The sequence below is a fragment of the Pseudomonas sp. m6p genome, from assembly GCF_055760375.1.
Genome location: NZ_CM147084.1, coordinates 5,069,390 through 5,088,289, shown reverse-complemented (window position 1 = coordinate 5,088,289; position 18,900 = coordinate 5,069,390). Strand labels below are relative to the sequence as shown.

Here is an 18,900-nt window from a genome sequence, read left to right as displayed (position 1 = left end):
ATAAAGCCCCTGTCACTGTACAAGTGACAGGGGCTTTTTCATGCCCTCAGATCAGGCCCGATCGCGAATCAACAATGGCTTGAGGTAGTGACCGGTGTGAGATTGCTTCATCTCGGCCACTTCCTCCGGCGTGCCGGTGGCGATGATCTGCCCACCCTTGGAGCCGCCTTCCGGCCCCAGGTCCACCAGCCAGTCGGCGGTCTTGATCACGTCCAGGTTGTGTTCGATCACCACCACCGTGTTGCCGTGGTCGCGCAGGCGATGCAACACATCGAGCAATTGCTGGATATCCGCGAAATGCAGGCCGGTGGTCGGCTCGTCGAGGATATACAGGGTCTTGCCGGTGTCACGCTTGGACAGCTCGCGAGACAGCTTGACCCGCTGCGCTTCACCACCGGACAGCGTGGTCGCAGACTGCCCGAGCTTGATGTACGACAGGCCCACATCCATCAACGTCTGCAGCTTGCGCGCCAGCGCAGGCACCGCGTCGAAGAACTCCCGTGCCTCCTCGATAGTCATCTCGAGGGTTTCGTGGATGCTCTTGCCCTTGTATTTGATCTCAAGGGTTTCGCGGTTGTAGCGCTTGCTCTTGCACACATCGCACGGCACGTAGATATCCGGCAGAAAGTGCATTTCGACCTTGATCAGACCATCGCCCTGACAGGCCTCGCAGCGCCCGCCCTTGACGTTGAACGAGAAACGCCCAGGGCCGTAACCACGGGAGCGCGATTCGGGCACACCGGCAAACAGTTCGCGGATGGGGGTGAACAGCCCGGTGTAGGTCGCCGGGTTGGAGCGCGGCGTGCGGCCGATCGGGCTCTGGTCAATATCGACGACCTTGTCGAGATGCTCCAGGCCCTTGATGCTGTCATGCGCGGCCGCTTCCAGCGTGGTGGCACCGTTGAGCGCAGTAGCGCTCAACGGGAACAGCGTGTTGTTGATCAGCGTGGATTTGCCGGAACCGGAAACGCCGGTCACGCAGGTCAGCAGGCCGATCGGGATTTCCAGATCGACATTGCGCAGGTTGTTGCCGCGCGCGCCTTTGAGCGACAGCGTCAGCTTCTTGTTGCGCGGCGTGCGTTTGGCCGGCACTTCGATCTTCACCCGGCCCGACAGGTATTTACCGGTCAGCGAGTCCGGGTGCGCCATGACTTCGGCGGGCGTTCCTTCCGCCACGATCTGCCCGCCATGCACGCCGGCACCCGGGCCGATATCCACTACATAGTCGGCCAGGCGAATCGCGTCTTCATCGTGCTCGACCACAATCACCGTGTTGCCGATATCGCGCAGGTGCTTGAGGGTGCCGAGCAAGCGGTCGTTATCGCGCTGGTGCAGGCCAATGGACGGTTCGTCGAGGATGTACAGCACCCCGACCAGCCCGGCGCCGATCTGGCTGGCCAGACGAATCCGCTGTGCCTCGCCGCCGGACAAAGTGTCAGCGCTGCGGTCGAGAGACAGATAGTCCAGGCCGACGTTGACCAGAAACTGCAGACGTTCGCGGATTTCCTTGAGGATCTTGTCGGCGATCTCGCCACGCCGCCCGGTCATTTTCAGCTCGCCGAAGTACTCGCAGGCATCGCCGATCGGCAGGTTGGTCACCGCCGGCAGGGTTTTCTCGCCGACCCAAACGTGCCGCGCTTCACGACGCAGACGGGTACCTCGGCAATCCGGGCAAGCCTGGGTGCTGAGAAACTTGGCCAGCTCTTCGCGGACGCTGGCCGATTCGGTTTCGCGGTAGCGACGCTCAAGGTTCGGCACGATGCCTTCGAACGGGTGCGAACGTTTGACGATGTCGCCGCGGTCGTTGAGGTACTTGAAGTCGACATTCTGTGAGCCGCTGCCGTGCAGGATGTGCTTCTGCTGTTCGGCGGTCAGTTCGTTGAATGGCTTCTCCAGGCTGAACTTGTAGTGCGAGGCCAGTGAGCCGAGCATCTGGAAGTAGTAGACGTTGCGCCGGTCCCAGCCGCGAATCGCGCCCTCGGCCAGGGTCAGTTCACCATTGACCAGGCGCTTGATGTCGAAGAACTGCTTCACGCCCAGACCATCGCAGGTCGGGCAGGCGCCGGCGGGGTTGTTGAAGGAGAACAGCTTCGGTTCCAGTTCGCTGATCGCGTGGCCGCAGATCGGGCAGGCAAAACGCGCGGAGAAGATCATCTCTTCACCCGGTTCATCGTCCATCGGCGCTACCAAGGCAATGCCGTCCGCCAGCTTTAGAGCGGTTTCGAACGATTCGGCCAGGCGCTGCTGCAGGTCGGCACGGACCTTGAAACGGTCGACGATGACATCGATCGAGTGCTTCTTCTGTTTGTCCAGTTTCGGCAGCTCGTCGAGCTCGCAGATGCGGCCATTGACCCGCGCCCGAACGAAGCCTTGGGCGCGCAGCTCTTCGAAAACCGACAGGTGCTCGCCCTTGCGTTCGCGAATAACCGGCGCCAGCAACATCAGCTTGCTGCCTTCCGGCTGCGCCAGCACCAGGTCAACCATCTGGCTGACGGTCTGCGCTTCCAGCGGAATGTCATGATCCGGGCAGCGTGGCGTACCGACGCGTGCATACAGCAAACGCAGGTAGTCGTAGATTTCGGTGATGGTGCCGACCGTGGAGCGCGGGTTGTGCGAGGTCGACTTCTGCTCGATGGAGATGGCCGGCGACAAACCTTCAATGGTGTCGACGTCGGGTTTTTCCATCATCGACAGGAACTGTCGGGCGTAGGCCGACAGGGATTCGACATAGCGGCGCTGACCTTCGGCGTACAGCGTGTCGAAGGCCAGGGACGACTTGCCGGATCCGGACAGGCCGGTGATGACGATCAGTTTGTCCCGTGGCAGGGTCAGGTCGATGTTCTTCAGGTTGTGGGTACGGGCCCCACGTATCAGGATCTTGTCCAAAGTGGCCTCGCTCGGCGGGCGTCGAAAACGTAGGAGTATACGGGCAAATACTGGATGGATGCACACTATCAAACGAAGGGTTTTTTGCCTTGCATGAAGAGAGTTTCATCTATACGCGTCATAGCGTCGCGATATACCCCGTCTTTCGATGGGACTGGTAGAATCGCCGCCGGTTCACACGAGGTTTTTCCATGCACGATCCCCACAGCGAACGCATGAGTGGCAGCGAGACCCGCGCAGCGAGCGGTCTGGCCCTGGTGTTCGCCTTCCGTATGCTTGGCATGTTCATGGTGTTGCCGGTCCTGGCGACCTACGGCATGGACCTGGCGGGAGCGACCCCGGCCCTGATCGGGCTGGCGATTGGCGCTTACGGCCTGACCCAGGCGATTTTCCAGATTCCGTTCGGGATCATTTCCGACCGCATCGGCCGGCGTCCGGTGATTTTCCTCGGGCTGGTGGTCTTCGCCCTCGGCAGTGTGCTGGCGGCTCAGGCCGATTCGATCTGGGGCGTGATTGCCGGACGCATCCTGCAGGGCGCCGGGGCGATTTCTGCGGCGGTGATGGCGTTGCTTTCCGACCTGACCCGTGAACAACACCGCACCAAAGCCATGGCCATGATTGGCATGACCATCGGTCTGTCGTTCGCCGTGGCGATGGTGGTCGGGCCGTTGTTGACCCGGGCCTTCGGCCTGTCCGGACTGTTTCTCGCCACCGGCGGCATGGCGCTGGTCGGCATCCTGATCATTATGTTCATGGTGCCGAAATCCACCGGGCCGCTGAGCCATCGTGAATCCGGCGTGGCGCGTCAGGCCTTGATGCCGACACTCAAGCATCCGGATCTGTTGCGCCTGGACCTCGGCATCTTTGTGTTACATGCCATGTTGATGTCCAGCTTCGTTGCCTTGCCGCTGGCACTGGTGGAAAAAGCCGGGTTGCCCAAGGAGCAGCACTGGTGGGTCTATCTCACCGCGCTGCTGATCTCTTTCTTCGCCATGATTCCGTTCATCATCTACGGCGAGAAGAAACGCAAAATGAAACGAATTTTGCTTGGCGCCGTCCTGACGCTGATGCTCACTGAGCTATTCTTCTGGCAGTTCGGTGACAGCTTGCGGGCGCTGGTGATCGGCACGGTGGTATTCTTCACCGCGTTCAATCTGCTGGAGGCTTCGTTGCCGTCGCTGATCAGCAAGGTTTCACCGGCAGGCGGGAAGGGCACGGCGATGGGCGTGTATTCCACCAGCCAATTCCTCGGTTCGGCACTCGGCGGGATACTCGGCGGCTGGCTGTTTCAGCATGGCGGTCTGTCGGTTGTCTTCCTCGGATGTGCCGGGCTGGCTGCCATCTGGCTGGCCTTTGCTGTTACCATGCGCGAACCACCCTATGTGACGAGCCTGCGCTTGCCGTTATCGCCCGAGGCGATCCGCGAAGCGGGTCTGGTCGAGCGCCTCAAGGCCCTCGTAGGGGTAACAGATGCAGTGATAGTTGCTGATGAAGCAGCTGTTTACATCAAACTGGACAAAGAATTAGTGGATCGCGACACCCTCGAACGCCTGGTGAACAACCCGGCCGAGGCTGCTTGCGAAGCCTAGGAGAACGTTATGGCCCGTGGGGTTAACAAAGTCATATTGGTCGGCACTTGCGGCCAGGATCCCGAAGTTCGCTACCTGCCTAACGGTAACGCCGTGACCAACCTGAGTCTGGCAACCAGCGAACAGTGGACCGACAAGCAAACCGGTCAGAAGGTCGAGAAGACCGAATGGCACCGTGTTTCGATGTTCGGCAAGGTTGCGGAAATCGCCGGCGAGTACCTGCGTAAAGGTTCGCAGGTGTACATCGAAGGCAAGCTGCAGACCCGCGAGTGGGAAAAAGACGGTATCAAGCGTTACACCACTGAAATCGTGGTCGACATGCAAGGCACCATGCAACTGCTCGGCGGCCGTCCACAACAGGGCGACCAACAAGGCGGTGGCAACAACTACCAGCAGCAGGCGCCACGTCAACAGGCTCCGCGTCCGCAGCAATCGGCTCCGCAACAGCGTCCGGCCCCGGCTCCACAGCAGGCCGCACCGCAACCGGCTCCGGATTTCGACAGCTTCGATGACGACATCCCGTTCTGATTGGATGCTGCATCCACGCTGAATAAAAAAGGCCCGTCGTTCAAAACGATGGGCCTTTTTTGTGGGAGCGGATGCATGCCTCAGTCGAGGATCAGGTGCGGCAGAAACCGGCTCGAATCCTTGGTAATCAGACTATTGTCCTCCCGCACGCCGATCCCAGCCGCCTGATCACCAATCACCCAAGAGCCGATCAGCGCGTAGCTGTCGTCGAACTTCGGCAATGGCGCAAATTCCTGCAGGATGAATGGCGCATCGGTGTAGGGCCCGTCTTCTTTGACGATCAGACCTTCTGCCGTGTGCAGTTCGATATTGGCGCCTTCCCGGGAGAAGTACGGTTTGCGTACCCAGCCCTTGGGCACCGCGCTGCCCGGATTCGGGTCGAGGTGCGCGGCGAGCAGATTCGGGTGGCCTTTATGAAACTCCCATAGCAGGGGCAGGGCGCCCTTGTTGGAGAGAATGGATTTCCATGCCGGTTCGAAAAACTGTGTATCGCACTTGGCAATCGCCGCACCGAACGGCTCGTGGAAGATGAATTCCCAGGCGTGCAGTTTGAACAGGTGCGGGATCCAGCGATCCTCAAGGTCAACGAAGCGACCCTCGGCGGTCAGGCCGATGTCTTCGATGTCGATGTGCCGGGATTCGATGCCGACCTTTTCCGCGATCAGGCGCAGGTAGTCGGTCGTGCCTTTGTCCTCGACCGAGTCTTTCATCGAGGCGAAGTAGAACGGACGCTTGAGTTGCAACTCGGCAAACGCCTGATGCAGCCTGGTATCGATGCTGTTGAACTGGTCGGCGTGGCGCGGCAACATTCCGCGCTCGATGCATTGTTCCAGCCAACCCCACTGAAACGCCGCCGCCTCATAGAGGCTGGTCGGCGTGTCGTAGTTGAGCTCCAGCAGTTTGGCAGGGCCATTGCCGCTGTAGGAAAAGTCCATGCGTCCGTACAGATGCGGATGACCTTCCAGCCAGGAAGTACGAATCATGTCGTAGTACGACGCCGGGATGCTCAGGCGATCCAGCAGCTCTTCGCTGTGCACCACGCGGTCGACCAGATCCATGCACATCTCATGCAGTTCGGTGGTCGGGTCCTCCAGATCGTTTTCGATCTGCGCGAGCGTGAACTGGTAGTAGGCGCTTTCGTCCCAGTACGGCTCGTCGTCGATGGTGTGGAACAGAAAGCCGAGGCTCTCGGCTGTCTGTTTCCAGTCTGGGCGCTCGGCGCAGTGGATCTTTTTCATGGTCAGCTGCTCGAGCGTCCGGAACTGCTGCCCCAGCCACCCCAACCGCTGCGAGCGGAAGACTGGCTGCCGAAGCCGCCACGGGAGGTCGACGAGGCGACGTTCACCGGTTTGCTTTTGCTGCTCTCGTAGTCCGGTTGACTGCGCGGCGCCGATTCGATTCTGCGGTACTGCGTCGAAGTGTTGTAGGTCTGGCGCGTATCGCGATCGCGATAGACCGTGCGGTTGGCGTTGTTGCTCATCGCATTGCCGATCAGCCAGCCCGTGAGCCAACCGTTGCCGCCACCAGAGGCGTGGGAAGTGCTTTGCGCGTTCTGCGCAGCCGCTGTTTCACCGGCAGGCATCTGCGCGTTGGCAAGCGCATTCAGGTCCTGCGGGGACTCGCCGTTCTGCGGTACCTTGAAACCGCCGAGTTTGGGCACGAAGCGGCCGTCGGAGTTCTTCTGGCACCAGTCGGCGGCGAAGTCAGCGTCGCACGTGGCCTTGTCGGCGTAGGCCGGGGCAATGCGTCGGTGCTCGGTCAATGCCGCGACGTAGGCGTTGGAGCAGACATCGGCGGCCACTTCGGCGCCGACGCACTCCTCGACCGATTGGAAGCGTTGCTGATCCTGCGCGGCAACCTCGCCGGAAATCCCCAGCGCCACCGAAGCGGCGAGGGACAGTTGAACGTACTTGCTGCGTTTCATCGAAGGCTTCCTGCCGATCAGTTGGACGGGGTCATGCACGCGGCATTGAGCATGCCGACACTGATAGCCACTGCGGCCACGTAGATACCCGAAGCGATTTCACCGTTGGCGATCCGCTTGGAGGTGCCTTTGAGAACCAGGCCGGTGGCGAGGAACGCGAGCAATTGCACCACCGCCGCAATCACTGCCCACAGCACGAAATCGAGGACGTTGACCGAAAACGCGATGACATTGCTGGCCGGAATCGCAAAACCGATGATCGCGCCGGACAAAGCGATCGCGGCAGCGATGTTGCCGGAGCGGATCAGCTCAAATTCTTTGTGGGGCGTGATGCGCGTGTAGACGAACTGAAACAGCATGAACAGCAGCACAGCGCCGATCAGGTAGACGACGAAACCGACCAGCGCGGTCTTGTTCAGGGAAACGGCCAGCACTTCCAGCATGGAAAACGTCCTTTTTAAATGGTGCTCAGATCAGTCGTGTACAGCGAAATACCCAGCGAGGTGCTCAGGCTGACGGTGCCTTCTTCGTCTTGTTCGACGGAGAACAGCAGCAATTCGCGGCGATCGGTCAGACCGGTCTCGCGCGCATAAAGCATGGAGTGGTGTTCGATGGTGTAACTCTCGTCCGGATTGACCACGTGTTCGGTCAGCGGGACCAGTTCGGTCTGGCCCAGTTCGGTGCCCCATTCGCGGCTGTACTGGACGCCGTCGTGAGTGTAGGTCGGCAGGCCGATCGGGCTTGCAGGACCAGCCAGGCGCTGGAGCTCGGCGTCACTGTTGACGGTCACGTAGTTGAGATAGTTGAACAGGGTGACCGACTCGATCTGGTCGTCACCGGTGACGTGGATCTGCAGCCAGAAATCCTCGTTGTTGAGGTAGTAGCGATGCAGTTTGTTGGATTGGCCAAGGTCGATCCAGCCAGCGCTCCAGATTGCCTCTGCCGCCGGAACCTGCACCGAGGTGCTGCCATCAAGCAGTAAGGCCAGGGTCGAATCGAATCGCACGCCTTTGCCCTGTGCCATTCCGAGTGGGCCGCCGGCTACCGGAGCGGGCGCAGCCGGCTGCCAGTTGCTGGTGCCCAGCAAATCTTTTAACCATCCCATGGGTACATTCCTTGAGCCGGGTGGAGGTGTTCGTTGGTAAAAAAAACGTCGCTAGTGTACCGGGCCGGGCGGCGAACGAGCAGGCAAAATGCAAATATTCTGGGTGCAAAAAACCTGTAAGAGCTGCCGCAGGCTGCGATCTTTTGATCTGGATTGAAGATCAAAAGATCGCAGCCTGCGGCAGCTCCTACAGGAGAGCGATTTTACTGCGCGGACTTCTGTTTCAGACGCTCAAGAATCGCATTGGCGCTGCCTTCGTTCGGCGTGATGCCGGCGTCGCGCAGTTTGCGTTCCAGGTCGTTGCCGGTCGAAGCGTCGGCCAGTTCGTCGGCGGCGCTCAGCTCGGCAGCGCGTTGCTGCTGCTTGGCCTGCAGACGGTTCAGGGTGCCGACGGCGGTTTCCAGTTTGCCGTTGGCGCCGCCGCTGGCGATGGACGCGCTGACCTGCGCCTTCTGCACGCTTTCACGGGCCTTGGCCATGTCCACCTGCTGGCGCAGGCTCTTGATTCGCGACTCGGCCTTGGTGATGTCCTTGCGCATGTTTTCGGCGTAGGTGCCGAACTCGTCGCTCTGGGCTTTCTCGGCGGTCAGGTCGTTGGTCAGGGTCGAAATCGCTTCGGCCACTTCCATGGCCAGGTCTTCGCGGCCGGCGTTCAGCGCGGCAACCGCCTTGGCTTCCAGGTCCTTGATCTTCGCGTCGTACTCGCTCACGCGGTCGGCGGCCAGCTTGTGCTTGGCCATGATGGTGACCAGCTCGCGGCGGGCGTTCGACAGCGCGGTGTCGGCGTCGCGGATTTCCTGATCGAGGATGCGCAGGGCCTGCTGGTCGACGATCGCTTCGCCGACTTCATTGGCGCCGCCGCGCAGAGCGGTGAACAACTTGCTCCAGATGGACTGAGTCATTGGATATTCCCTGTTGATTACTTGAAGAAGTGTTCGAAGGCTTCGCTCGCGCGTTGCACGTTGTCGACCAGAGTTTTCACCTCGGTGACGACGTTGGTCAGGCTCGAGTCGGCGCTGAGAGCGCCAAACATGTTGTAAACGGTCTGACCGTTGGGCATCGACTCGATGCCGATCGACGACAGCGGGAACATTTCCCGGCTGCGCAGCACGGCATCGTTGAAGGCGCGCACGTCAGTGATCGAATCGATGTCCACCAGCACGGTGTCGACGATGATCTGCTGACCGGCCACGGCGATGTGAATCGGCAGACCGCCGAATTCGTTCATTTCCAGCTTGATGCTGGGTTCGGAGCTCTGGATCAGAGACAGCGTGATCTCGTGCGAAGCCACCTCGTCCAGTGCCTTGAGGGCGTTGAAGAGGCTATCGATGTTCCAGTTGTTGCCTGCGCTCATGTAATTCTCCGACATGAATGAGCCAGCCAGAATCGGTTGGCGTAGCTGTTGCTCCATCTGCTTGAGCAAGCTTCGGTTTTCCGGAAGCACCCAAGTTTCGTGTTTCACATAACCGGCGGCAGCCAGGCCCGCGCGCATCTGCTTCATGTAGAAGCTCGACGGTTTTTTCGCGGACGGTTTCGAGCGCTCTCCCTTTGGGCTCTCTGACGCAACAGTGGGGGAGCGGCTTTTCATGGCAATGACTCCGTTATGAACATCTCACGCCTGAGCCACACTACAACCAATTCAAAGTGCCATCAATGGCTCACGCGTGAGATTTTCATGACAGACGAAAAAACGCCCGCAACGTGGCGGGCGCAAGTTTTTACCGGGTGTGTCGTGATGGATCAGCGCCCCAGAAACTCCTCGGCCGAGACCACGCTGGCGTAAGCGAAACCCAGTGCCGACATGAATGCCGCGTGGACCTGAGCGGCAGGCACCGTGACCCCGTTGAACTCCAGGTCACGGCAGGCGCAGGCGTCGTGGATTACCGTGACGCCGTAGCCCAGGTCGGCCGCCGCACGGCTGATGCCGTCGATGCACATGTGGCTCATGCTGCCGACAATCACCAGATCCCTGATGCCTTGTTCATCGAGAATCGATTGCAGCTCGGTCTCCCGGAACGAATTGACGAAGTGCTTGAGCACCACCGGTTCGTCCGGACGATTGAGTACTTTGGGATGCAGTTTTGCGCCGTCCGAGCCCGGGGTGAAAAACGGTGCGTCGGCCGAAGTGAATTCGTGGCGAATGTGCACCACCGGATCGCCCGCTTCGCGGAACGCGGCGAGCAGCCGTGCGGCGTTGTCGGCGGCGGCTTCAGCCCCCACCAGCGGCCACTTGCCTTGGGGGAAGTAGTCGTTCTGGATATCGACTACGATGAGCGCTTGTCTGGTCATGGTGTGTCCTCGATGCATGGGCTGGAAGTGGATTCAGTATTGGCGCTGGCCGACGTTTCGAGGATTGGCCGGACCGACAATAAGCAGGGGAAAACTGACATGGGCGCAGAAAGGGCCGCCACGGTGGAACTGGGCGTACTGATGTACCCCGGCGTACAACTGGCGGCGGTGCATGGGCTGAACGATCTGTTTGCGGTCGCCAACCGGATAGCTGCCGAGCGTCAGGCGGCGCAGTTACCGGTGCTGCGCGTCAGTCACTGGAAAGCCGACGCCGCGCAGACGCCGCAGCGGGTGTACGACAGTCATCCCGGCGCTGACAGTCATTTGCTGGCAGTGCTGATTCCACCGTCCCTCGGCAGTTTTTCTGCGGCCAGCGTTTCAGCGCAATGGTTGCAATGGCTGCGTGATCAGCATGCCCGTGGTGCAACCCTCGGCGGTGTCTGTGTGGGGTCGATGCTGCTGGCCGAAAGCGGCCTGCTCGACGGGCGTAGCGCCACCACGCACTGGACCTCGGCCAAGGCGTTTGCCGAGCGTTATCCGAACATCCGGCTCAAGGCGGATACGCCGATTGTCGATGACGGCGACTTGATCACCACTGCCGGGCTGATGGCTTGGTCGGAGCTGGGTTTGCGCCTGGTCGACCGGCTGCTCGGGCCGAGCATCGCCAGCGGCACCGCGCGCTTTCTGGTGATGGAACACAGCGACAGCGCCAGTGCCTGCGGGAGCAATTTTGCACCGATCCTCAGTCATGGCGACGCGGCGATTCTCAAGGTTCAGCATTGGCTGCAAAGCACTGGCGCCACTGATGTTTCGCTGACCTCGATGGCAGAGCGGGCGGGGCTGGAGGAGCGCACGTTTCTGCGTCGTTTCCGTGCGGCGACCGGGTTGAAACCCACCGAATATTGCCAGCATCTGCGGGTTGGCAAGGCGCGAGAACTGCTCGAATTCACCAATGGCACCATCGACCACATTGCATGGACGGTGGGCTATCAGGACCCGGGAGCGTTTCGCGCGATCTTCAAGAAAATCACCGGGCTGACGCCAAGTGATTATCGGGCGCGGTTTGGTGTCTCGGGATAGTCCAGACACGCCATGACCTGTGGGAGCAAGCCCCCACCCACATTGAAATCTGGGGCTGCTGAAATCGTGCAAATTACCGGGCCCTGGCGCCCGGTCGTGCAGATTGAAACGGGCTTGATGCCATCACGTTTTCGGCAAGCATTTGATTTGCCGAAGTTTTCCACAGCCCCCCGATTGGCCTGATCTCTGCACCGCTCATCACTCCATTCACCCATCCGCTGCAAGGGGGACGCATGACCCCGACGCCAGGCAGAAAAATCGTCGTCGCGCACTCGGTGCGCGCTGGCGCGCCACACCATGAAGTGCAGACCAACAAGGCGCTGGCCCGTTGGCTGGCGCAGATTCTCGGGCTCAGATTTGCTGGCAGCTACGTCCCGGAACAACACCGCGGTCGTGATCTGTACTGGCTGCCGACGCAAACCATTGTCGGCGCCGGACAGGCACAGGCCTTGGGCATCAAAAGCGCGGATGATTTATGGGGCGGATTCGTCGAACACGATTTCATCTGCACCAAAGCCATCAGTCACGGCCTGCGCAGCCATCTGGCCCACGCGCCGCAAGGCTGGGCGCCGCAGTTCTGTGAGCGTGTGCGCGACGTGGTGCTCGATGGCTTGACCGTGTTTGCCCTGGAAGACGCGCGGCCCGCCGCCGAGCACTTGCTGTACAGCGGCCCCATTCGCCTCAAGCCGATTCACGCTTGTGCCGGTCGCGGTCAGGAAGTTATCAACAGCCTCGACGCGTTCGACGAGGTCCTCGCTCGAGTGGATGCAGCAGCGTTGTTCCGCGATGGCGTGGTGCTGGAGCAGGACTTGAGCAAGGTCGTCACCCACAGCGTCGGTCAGTCATTCATCGGCGGCAAGGTGCTGAGCTACTGCGGTGATCAATACTTGACTCAGGACGCCCATGGCGAGGACGTCTACGGCGGTTCGAATCTGCTGGTGGTGCAGGGCGGTTACGATCAGTTGCTGGCGCTGGATTTAGCGGATGACGTGCGGATGGCCATCGAGCAGGCGCGAATGTTTGACCGGGCGGCAGACGAAGCCTACCCGGGTTTCTATGCCTCGCGGCGCAACTACGACATCGCTCAAGGCCTGGACAGCGATGGCAAACCGCGCAGCGGTGTGCTCGAACAATCCTGGCGCATGGGCGGTGCCAGCAGCGCTGAACTGGCCGCGCTGCAGAGCTTCGTCAACGCTCCGCAGATGCGGGCGATCCGTGTGTCGACCGTAGAAACCTACGGTGATCAAAGCCTGCCGGCGGACGCCATCGAAATCTATCGCGGCCCGGCCGAGAACAGCGACTTTCTCCTCAAATACGTAACGGTCAAATCCTATGACGGCTAGAAGCGAAAGCATTCAGATCGACATTGATGACGAACAGATGAGCGGGACGTTTCTCAGTCCCAAATCGAAAGTCCCCGGCGTGTTGTTTGTGCACGGCTGGGGTGGCAGCCAGGAGCGTGATCTGGAACGCGCCAAGGGCATCGCCGGGCTGGGTTGTGTGTGCCTGACCTTCGACCTGCGCGGACACACCGGTGGCACCGGCATTCCGCTGACCCGGGTCACGCGCGAAGACAACTTGCGTGACTTGCTCGCGGCCTACGATCGCCTGTTGGCGCATCCGGCGCTCGACACCTCGGCGATTGCGGTAGTCGGCACCAGTTATGGCGGCTATCTCGCGTCGATTCTCACCTCGCTGCGCCCGGTGCGCTGGCTGGCGTTGCGGGTGCCGGCGCTGTATCGCGACGAGCAATGGCATACGCCCAAGCGTGATCTGGACAAGGCTGATCTGCGTGACTATCGGGCGACGCTGGTGCGTGCCGACAGTAACCGCGCCTTGCACGCCTGTTCGCAGTTCACCGGGGATGTGTTGTTGGTGGAATCGGAAACCGATGACTACGTGCCCCACGCCACGATCATGAGTTATCGCGCCGCGTGTCAGCAGACGCATTCGCTGACGCACCGGATCATCGACGGTGCTGACCATGCGCTGAGCGACCCGGTTTCGCAGCAGGCCTATACCTCGATTCTGGTGGACTGGATTACCGAGATGGTGGTCGGGGAGCGGTTGAGCATTATTCAGTCCACTTGAACACATCCCCCTGTGGCGAAGGATGACTAGGGCTTCTTCTCGATCCGCAACGCCTTCGCCTTGGCCTCGACCAGCAGATACATCACCACCGTGATCAACAACGGCAAAAGAAAATAAATCGCCCGATACGCCAGCAATCCCGCCACCAGACTGCCCCGCGAAATTTCGTGTTGCAGCAGCGCGACGAATACCGCTTCCAGAACCCCGAGCCCCGCCGGAATGTGGGTGATGACCCCGGCAATCGCACTGATCAACAGCACGCCAAGCACCAGCGGATAATCCAGCTTGCCCGGCAGCAAGGTGAAAATCACCGCCGCCATCAACGACCAGTTCAGCGCACCCAGCAGCAGTTGCAGGACGGCCATGCGCAGGGACGGCAGGTTGATTTCCACCCCGCGAATCGACCATTCGCGGCGCTTGGAGAACTGGCACGCGGCGAGGTAACCGGCACTCAGCAGCAGCAACAGCACGCCAATGCCCTGCAACGCATCGCTGCTGATTTTCCAGCCCGGCGGCATGCTCACCAGGCCGCTGCTGAACACCACGCCGGCAATCGTCATGTAGCCGAACCAGTTGGTGGCCAGGCTCAGACCGAGAATTTTGGCGATGTTGCTTTTGCTCACCCCCAGGCGTGAATACAGCCGATAGCGCATGGCGATCCCGCCGACCCAGGCGCTGAGATTGAGGTTGAACGCATAGCTGATGATCCCCACCGGGAGGATCTGTTTCCAGGTCAGGTCCTGGCGGATGTAGGTGCGCCCGATCAGGTCGAAGCTGGCGTAGGTGAGAAAGCTCAACAGGGTCACGCCGGCGGCGATGAGCAGTGTGCGCACCTTGAAGTCGGCCAGGGTCTGCAGCACTTCCGCCCATTCGATGCGGGTGGCAAACATTGTCAGCAACACGATCAACGCGAGGAAGAACAGCAGCGTCAGTGGGCGTTTCCAGCGACTCCATCGAGAATGCACGGCGGGCGCTGCTTGCGCTGGGGAATGGCTCATGACATGCGCCCCCGAAACGGCTTGAGCCGTGGTTTGTGCGCCGGCAGCCAACCGGCCATCGCCGGAAAATGCCGCAGGAAGTGGAACACCAGAAACCCCACGGTCATGTGCCAGATCCGTCCGCGTGGCACCTTGCTCGGGTCCATCGCCTTGCAGTGGTTGTGGCTCAGGTCTTCGAGACGCTGGAACAAGTGCTGATTGAACGTGCGATCGCGGATCAGCACGTTGGCTTCCAGGTTCAGTGACAGGCTCAGCGGGTCGAGATTGCTCGAACCGACCGTGCTCCATTCCTCATCCACCAAGGCGACTTTGCCGTGCAGCGGGCGCTGGCAATATTCGTGGATCTGCACCCCGGCCTTGAGCAGATAGTCGTAGGTCATGCGCGCCGCCAGTTTGGCCACCAGCATGTCCGGTTGACCTTGCAGGATCAGGCGCACCTCGACGCCACGGCGCGCCGCGTTGCGGAGCTCGCGCAGCAGGCGGTAGCCGGGGAAGAAGTAGGCGTTGGCGATCACCACCCGGCGTTTGGCCCGGCGCAATGCGTGCAAGTACACGTCTTCGATGTCGGTGTGGTGCTGATCGTTATCACGAAACACCAGGCGCACCTGACCGTCGTGATCGTTGAAAGCCATGTCTGCCCGACGCTGGCGCCGACGTTGCCACCAGAAGCGTGCGCGGCCCGGCCGACCACTTTGCAGCAGGGCGAAATGATGGATGTCAGCGACCGCCGGCCCTTGAACCTGCACCGCGTAATCCTGTTTCGCTTCGGGGCCGAAGTCGGCCAGGTGATCGCCGGAAAAGTTGATCCCGCCAATGAACGCGATCAGTCCGTCGACCACCACAATCTTGCGGTGCAGACGGCGGAACCAGTTGGTGCGAAAACCCAGGTGCTTGGGCGCCGGGTCAAACATCTGCAAGTGCACGCCGGCGTCGCTCAATGCCGCGAGATAACCGGTGGTCAACTCACCACAGCCGAAACCGTCGAGGCTGACGGTGGTGCGCACGCCGCGCCGGGCGGCGTCGATCAGGATCTGCTGTAACTCTGCGCCGACCTTGTCTTCGAAAACGATGAAGGTCTCCAGCAGGATTTCACTCTTCGCCGCACGCATGGCGTCGAACACCCGAGGGAAATATTCCTCGCCGTTTTCCAGCAACTCGACACGGTTGTTGCCCTGCCAGTTGTACTCGACATCGACAGGTCCGGGCTCGCGTACCGGCGGGTTGATGCTGATCGGTTCCACGGCGGATTTCTCCAGCGGTGCGCTGCTCATAGTTCGATCTCCACCGATAACGGGGCGTGGTCGGAAAGGTGCGACCAGGGCCGTGTTGTCAACACGTTTGGCTGGCTGGCCTTGAGGTTACGTACGTAGATGCGGTCCAGACGCAGGATCGGCAGACGTGCCGGAAAACTGCGCGCCGGGTTGCCGTGATGTTCGGCGAACACTTCGCGCAGGCCGCAGGGTTCGAGCAGCGCATCGGCGCGCTGGCGCCAGTCATTGAAGTCACCGGCGACGATCACGGGGGCATCAGCCGGCAGTTGCGCGATGCGCTCGCCGAGCAGCTTCAGTTGCGCATTGCGATGGCTTTCGCGCAGGCCCAGATGCACGCAAATCGCATGCACCTCGACGCCTTCGCCCGGCAGGCGCAGCACGCAATGCAACACGCCACGGTTCTCATGGCCGCTGATCGAAACGTCGAGGTTGTCGTGGCGGATGATCTGGAATTTCGACAGCAGCGCATTGCCGTGATCGCCCTCCGGGTACACCGCGTTGCGTCCATAGGCGAATTGCGGCCACAGGCTGTCGGCGAGGAACTCGTACTGCGGCATCGTCGGCCAGTTGCTGTAGCGCTTGGGATGATGCTCATGGGTGCCGTGGACTTCCTGCAGAAACACCACGTCGGCGGCCACGCTGCGCACGGCTTCGCGCAACTCCGGAAGGATGAAACGTCGGTTGAGCGCAGTGAAGCCCTTGTGGGTGTTGACCGTCAGCACGGTGAAACGACGCACCGACACTTCAACGCTGGTCTGCTCGTCGGTGAACCCGACCGGCTCTGGAATACTCATGTCAGCACCCCTTCGGCAGCGGGTTCGCCGGGGGCGGTGGCGAGTGTTTTATCCAGCTCAAAACAGTGGAGCAACCGGCGCGCGTCGTAGGGCGCGCGGACTTTGATGTCGTTGTCGAAATAGCAGAACACTTCGCGGGACTTGCGCGCCCGGGGCTTGAGGCGTGGCGCGATCAGGTGCGCATCGCCGGGCTGTTGACCGTGGTGCCAGGCGTCGATGCGTTTGGCCCAGTTCTGCAGCGCCGATTCGCTGTAGCCGCTGGCGTAGAGTTCTTCGGCACCGTGCAGGCGCAGGTAGATGAAGTCGCTGGTGAGGTCTTCGCGATACGGCCATTTGCCGGCGGTGTCGGCGATCACCAGGGCGGTGTTGTAGCGTTTCAACAAGCGCACGAAGTCGGGATCGATGAAGCTGTCGTTGCGAATTTCGACGGCATGGCGCAGCGGTTTTTTGCGCCAGGCTTTCAGGCTGGCGTGGCCGTGCAGGTGCGCGTCGTGCTGACGGGCGAGGGCGGCGGCCGCCTCGGTATCGTGGGGCAACAATGAGAGGAAGTGTTCGAAGCGCTCGGGGTCGAATTTGAAGTTCGGCGGAAACTGCCAGAGGATCGGCCCGAGCTTTTCCTTGAGCTCCAGCACCCCGGAGGCGAAGAAATTCGCCAGCGGTTTTTCGATCTCGCGCAAGCGGCGCACGTGAGTGATGAAACGCGGCGCCTTGACGCTGAAGACGAAGTCGTCCGGCGTTTCGCTGTACCACTGCGCATAACGTTCGGGCCGTTGCAGGGCGTAGAACGATCCATTGATTTCGATGCTGTTGACCGCCCGTGATGCGAATTGCAGTTCGCGCTTCTGGGTCAGTCCCTTCGGGTAGAAATCCCCGCGCCACGGAGCGTAGCGCCAGCCGGAAATACCGATGTGAATCGTTGCCATGCCGCCCCTCCCGTCGTCAGTCCTCATACAGCCTGTGTTTGTTGATGACTGTGGGCGGTTCGGGAAAGTTTCGACGGCGTTACGGACGGTAGCCTGGAGACAACATCATCCCTGTAGGAGCTGCCGCAGGCTGCGATCTTTTGATCTTGAAAAGCAACATCAAAAGATCGCAGCCTGCGGCAGCTCCTACAGGGGATCATGGGATCAGTGACCGGTGACGACTCGTGTAGTGCTTTCGGCATAGGTCGGACCAAGGCGATCCAGTCGCCCGCTCCAGGCCGTCAGCGCGAGCGCCACCAACACCACCAGCCCGCCGATCCACGCTGTGTGAATCAGGCCAAGGTGTTCGACGATCAGCCCGCCGCCCCATGCGCCACCGGCAATCCCCAGGTTGAACGCCGCGATGTTCAGCCCCGATGCCACGTCCACCGCCTGCGGCGTGTGATGTTCAGCCTGACGCACCACGTACACTTGCAGCCCCGGCACATTGCCGAACGCCACCGCGCCCCACACCAGCACCGTGGCCAGCGCCAGCCATGGGTTGCTGGCGGTAAAGGTCAGTACGAACAGCACGGCGGCGAGCAGGGCGAAGATGATTTTCAGGGCGCTGATCGGCCCACGCTTGTCCGCCATTTTGCCGCCCCAGATGTTGCCGGCCGCCACCGAGACGCCGTACACCAGCAGCACCAGGCTGACGGTACCGGCGCTGAAACCGGAGATGTCCTGCAGGATCGGCGCCAGGAAGGTGAAGGCGATGAACGAGCCGCCGTAACCGATCGCGGTCATGGCGTACACCAGCAGCAGGCGCGGTTGTTTCAGCACTTGCAGTTGTTGCAACAGCGACGCCGGTTTGCTGTGGGCGATGTTGTTCGGCACATACAGCAGGCTGCCGATGAAGGCGATCACACCCAGCGCCGAGACCGCGAGGAAGGTTTCACGCCAGCCGAAATGCTGGCCGATGAACGTGCCCAGCGGTACGCCGGTGACCAGCGCCACGGTGAGGCCGGTGAACATGATCGCAATCGCGCTGGCGGCTTTTTCCTTGGGCACCAGGCTGGTGGCGATGGTCGAGCCGATGGAAAAGAACACCCCGTGCGCCAGGCCCGTGACGATCCGCGCCAGCACCAGTGATTCATAACTGGGCGCCAGCCAGGCCAGCAGGTTGCCGAGGGTGAACAGCACCATCAGCGACAACAGCAACAGTTTGCGCGGGACTTTGCCGGTCAGGGCGGTCAGCACCGGCGCGCCTATGGCAACGCCCAGGGCATACAGACTGACCAGCAGGCCGGCGGACGGCAGGCTGACGCCGAGGTCGGCGCCGATGGTGGGTAGCAGGCCAACGATGACGAACTCGGTCGTCCCGATGGCGAAGGCGCTGAGGGTCAGCGCGAGCAAGGCAATGGGCATGACAGCACTCCGGTA

Annotated in this window: 18 protein-coding genes; 5 read left to right on the top strand and 13 right to left on the bottom strand. The window is 61.2% G+C overall.

The genetic code is table 11. From position 1 onward, the window contains the following. Window positions 1-51 precede the first annotated feature (51 nt). The gene (uvrA, locus tag ACYZUM_RS23205; protein WP_003228713.1) at window positions 52-2,886 is read right to left on the bottom strand and encodes an excinuclease ABC subunit UvrA; all 2,835 of its coding nucleotides are present in this window, start codon (window positions 2,884-2,886) and stop codon (window positions 52-54) included. Window positions 2,887-3,077: 191 nt separating this feature from the next. Here uvrA and ACYZUM_RS23200 point away from each other — a divergent pair, with 191 nt between their 5' ends. After that, on the top strand, window positions 3,078-4,475 hold the full coding sequence (locus tag ACYZUM_RS23200; RefSeq protein ID WP_086794949.1) for an MFS transporter: 1,398 nt from the start codon (window positions 3,078-3,080) through the stop codon (window positions 4,473-4,475). Window positions 4,476-4,484: 9 nt separating this feature from the next. Continuing rightward, on the top strand, window positions 4,485-5,003 hold the full coding sequence (locus tag ACYZUM_RS23195; protein WP_007966163.1) for a single-stranded DNA-binding protein: 519 nt from the start codon (window positions 4,485-4,487) through the stop codon (window positions 5,001-5,003). A gap of 80 nt (window positions 5,004-5,083) precedes the next feature. Here ACYZUM_RS23195 and ACYZUM_RS23190 read toward each other — a convergent pair whose 3' ends face one another. From ACYZUM_RS23190 to ACYZUM_RS23160, 7 genes are all read right to left on the bottom strand, one after another. Further along, window positions 5,084-6,241, bottom strand: coding sequence for a glutathionylspermidine synthase family protein (locus tag ACYZUM_RS23190; protein WP_108183957.1), 1,158 nt, complete (start codon window positions 6,239-6,241; stop codon window positions 5,084-5,086). Between the two features lie 2 nt (window positions 6,242-6,243). Continuing rightward, on the bottom strand, window positions 6,244-6,927 hold the full coding sequence (locus ACYZUM_RS23185; RefSeq protein WP_108183956.1) for a DUF1190 domain-containing protein: 684 nt from the start codon (window positions 6,925-6,927) through the stop codon (window positions 6,244-6,246). A gap of 17 nt (window positions 6,928-6,944) precedes the next feature. Then, the gene (locus ACYZUM_RS23180; RefSeq protein WP_041074455.1) at window positions 6,945-7,370 is read right to left on the bottom strand and encodes a DUF350 domain-containing protein; all 426 of its coding nucleotides are present in this window, start codon (window positions 7,368-7,370) and stop codon (window positions 6,945-6,947) included. Between the two features lie 14 nt (window positions 7,371-7,384). Further along, window positions 7,385-8,032: a DUF2491 family protein gene (locus ACYZUM_RS23175; protein WP_041074457.1), complete on the bottom strand. Its 648-nt coding sequence runs from the start codon at window positions 8,030-8,032 to the stop codon at window positions 7,385-7,387. Between the two features lie 203 nt (window positions 8,033-8,235). Continuing rightward, window positions 8,236-8,934 carry a PspA/IM30 family protein gene (locus tag ACYZUM_RS23170; protein WP_041074459.1) on the bottom strand — a complete coding sequence of 233 codons (699 nt, stop codon included), beginning with the start codon at window positions 8,932-8,934 and terminating at the stop codon, window positions 8,236-8,238. A 17-nt stretch (window positions 8,935-8,951) separates the two neighbouring features. Further along, window positions 8,952-9,620 (bottom strand): YjfI family protein, encoded by a 669-nt coding sequence (locus tag ACYZUM_RS23165; RefSeq protein WP_041074461.1) that lies wholly within the window; start codon window positions 9,618-9,620, stop codon window positions 8,952-8,954. A gap of 152 nt (window positions 9,621-9,772) precedes the next feature. Beyond that, a complete protein-coding gene (locus ACYZUM_RS23160; RefSeq protein WP_108183955.1) occupies window positions 9,773-10,321 on the bottom strand; it encodes a cysteine hydrolase family protein in 549 nt (182 codons plus the stop codon). A 99-nt stretch (window positions 10,322-10,420) separates the two neighbouring features. On the opposite strand from ACYZUM_RS23160, the gene ACYZUM_RS23155 reads away from it, so the two are divergent. The 3 genes from ACYZUM_RS23155 to ACYZUM_RS23145 all read left to right on the top strand — a co-directional run bounded on the left by ACYZUM_RS23155 (window position 10,421) and on the right by ACYZUM_RS23145 (window position 13,492). Beyond that, a complete protein-coding gene (locus ACYZUM_RS23155) occupies window positions 10,421-11,401 on the top strand; it encodes a GlxA family transcriptional regulator (protein ID WP_108184440.1) in 981 nt (326 codons plus the stop codon). Between the two features lie 233 nt (window positions 11,402-11,634). Continuing rightward, a complete protein-coding gene (locus ACYZUM_RS23150) occupies window positions 11,635-12,744 on the top strand; it encodes a DUF3182 family protein (RefSeq protein ID WP_108183954.1) in 1,110 nt (369 codons plus the stop codon). Continuing rightward, complete coding sequence (locus ACYZUM_RS23145; RefSeq protein ID WP_047296890.1) at window positions 12,734-13,492, top strand: alpha/beta hydrolase family protein; 759 nt, start codon at window positions 12,734-12,736, stop codon at window positions 13,490-13,492. The genes ACYZUM_RS23150 and ACYZUM_RS23145 overlap by 11 nt, the downstream gene beginning before the upstream one ends. 26 nt (window positions 13,493-13,518) lie before the next feature. Here ACYZUM_RS23145 and ACYZUM_RS23140 read toward each other — a convergent pair whose 3' ends face one another. From ACYZUM_RS23140 to ACYZUM_RS23120, 5 genes are all read right to left on the bottom strand, one after another. Beyond that, window positions 13,519-14,490, bottom strand: coding sequence for a lysylphosphatidylglycerol synthase domain-containing protein (locus ACYZUM_RS23140; protein WP_108183953.1), 972 nt, complete (start codon window positions 14,488-14,490; stop codon window positions 13,519-13,521). After that, entirely contained in the window at window positions 14,487-15,761 is a 1,275-nt protein-coding gene (gene clsB / locus ACYZUM_RS23135) for a cardiolipin synthase ClsB (protein WP_108183952.1), read from the bottom strand. The genes ACYZUM_RS23140 and clsB overlap by 4 nt, the downstream gene beginning before the upstream one ends. Beyond that, the gene (locus tag ACYZUM_RS23130; protein WP_108183951.1) at window positions 15,758-16,555 is read right to left on the bottom strand and encodes an endonuclease/exonuclease/phosphatase family protein; all 798 of its coding nucleotides are present in this window, start codon (window positions 16,553-16,555) and stop codon (window positions 15,758-15,760) included. The genes clsB and ACYZUM_RS23130 overlap by 4 nt, the downstream gene beginning before the upstream one ends. Then, the gene (locus tag ACYZUM_RS23125; RefSeq protein WP_108183950.1) at window positions 16,552-17,478 is read right to left on the bottom strand and encodes a DUF72 domain-containing protein; all 927 of its coding nucleotides are present in this window, start codon (window positions 17,476-17,478) and stop codon (window positions 16,552-16,554) included. Before ACYZUM_RS23125 ends, ACYZUM_RS23130 begins: the two co-directional genes overlap by 4 nt. A 204-nt stretch (window positions 17,479-17,682) precedes the next feature. Next, complete coding sequence (locus ACYZUM_RS23120; RefSeq protein WP_108183948.1) at window positions 17,683-18,885, bottom strand: MFS transporter; 1,203 nt, start codon at window positions 18,883-18,885, stop codon at window positions 17,683-17,685. Window positions 18,886-18,900 lie beyond the last annotated feature (15 nt).

Coding starts and splice junctions, on each gene's coding strand:
- ACYZUM_RS23200 (WP_086794949.1), top strand. CDS start 3,078: ATGCACGATCCCCACAGCGAACGCATGAGTGGCAGCGAGACCCGCGCA.
- ACYZUM_RS23195 (WP_007966163.1), top strand. CDS start 4,485: ATGGCCCGTGGGGTTAACAAAGTCATATTGGTCGGCACTTGCGGCCAG.
- ACYZUM_RS23190 (WP_108183957.1), bottom strand. CDS start 6,241: ATGAAAAAGATCCACTGCGCCGAGCGCCCAGACTGGAAACAGACAGCC.
- ACYZUM_RS23185 (WP_108183956.1), bottom strand. CDS start 6,927: ATGAAACGCAGCAAGTACGTTCAACTGTCCCTCGCCGCTTCGGTGGCG.
- ACYZUM_RS23180 (WP_041074455.1), bottom strand. CDS start 7,370: ATGCTGGAAGTGCTGGCCGTTTCCCTGAACAAGACCGCGCTGGTCGGT.
- ACYZUM_RS23175 (WP_041074457.1), bottom strand. CDS start 8,032: ATGGGATGGTTAAAAGATTTGCTGGGCACCAGCAACTGGCAGCCGGCT.
- ACYZUM_RS23170 (WP_041074459.1), bottom strand. CDS start 8,934: ATGACTCAGTCCATCTGGAGCAAGTTGTTCACCGCTCTGCGCGGCGGC.
- ACYZUM_RS23165 (WP_041074461.1), bottom strand. CDS start 9,620: ATGAAAAGCCGCTCCCCCACTGTTGCGTCAGAGAGCCCAAAGGGAGAG.
- ACYZUM_RS23160 (WP_108183955.1), bottom strand. CDS start 10,321: ATGACCAGACAAGCGCTCATCGTAGTCGATATCCAGAACGACTACTTC.
- ACYZUM_RS23155 (WP_108184440.1), top strand. CDS start 10,421: ATGGGCGCAGAAAGGGCCGCCACGGTGGAACTGGGCGTACTGATGTAC.
- ACYZUM_RS23150 (WP_108183954.1), top strand. CDS start 11,635: ATGACCCCGACGCCAGGCAGAAAAATCGTCGTCGCGCACTCGGTGCGC.
- ACYZUM_RS23145 (WP_047296890.1), top strand. CDS start 12,734: ATGACGGCTAGAAGCGAAAGCATTCAGATCGACATTGATGACGAACAG.
- ACYZUM_RS23140 (WP_108183953.1), bottom strand. CDS start 14,490: ATGAGCCATTCCCCAGCGCAAGCAGCGCCCGCCGTGCATTCTCGATGG.
- clsB (WP_108183952.1), bottom strand. CDS start 15,761: ATGAGCAGCGCACCGCTGGAGAAATCCGCCGTGGAACCGATCAGCATC.
- ACYZUM_RS23130 (WP_108183951.1), bottom strand. CDS start 16,555: ATGAGTATTCCAGAGCCGGTCGGGTTCACCGACGAGCAGACCAGCGTT.
- ACYZUM_RS23125 (WP_108183950.1), bottom strand. CDS start 17,478: ATGGCAACGATTCACATCGGTATTTCCGGCTGGCGCTACGCTCCGTGG.
- ACYZUM_RS23120 (WP_108183948.1), bottom strand. CDS start 18,885: ATGCCCATTGCCTTGCTCGCGCTGACCCTCAGCGCCTTCGCCATCGGG.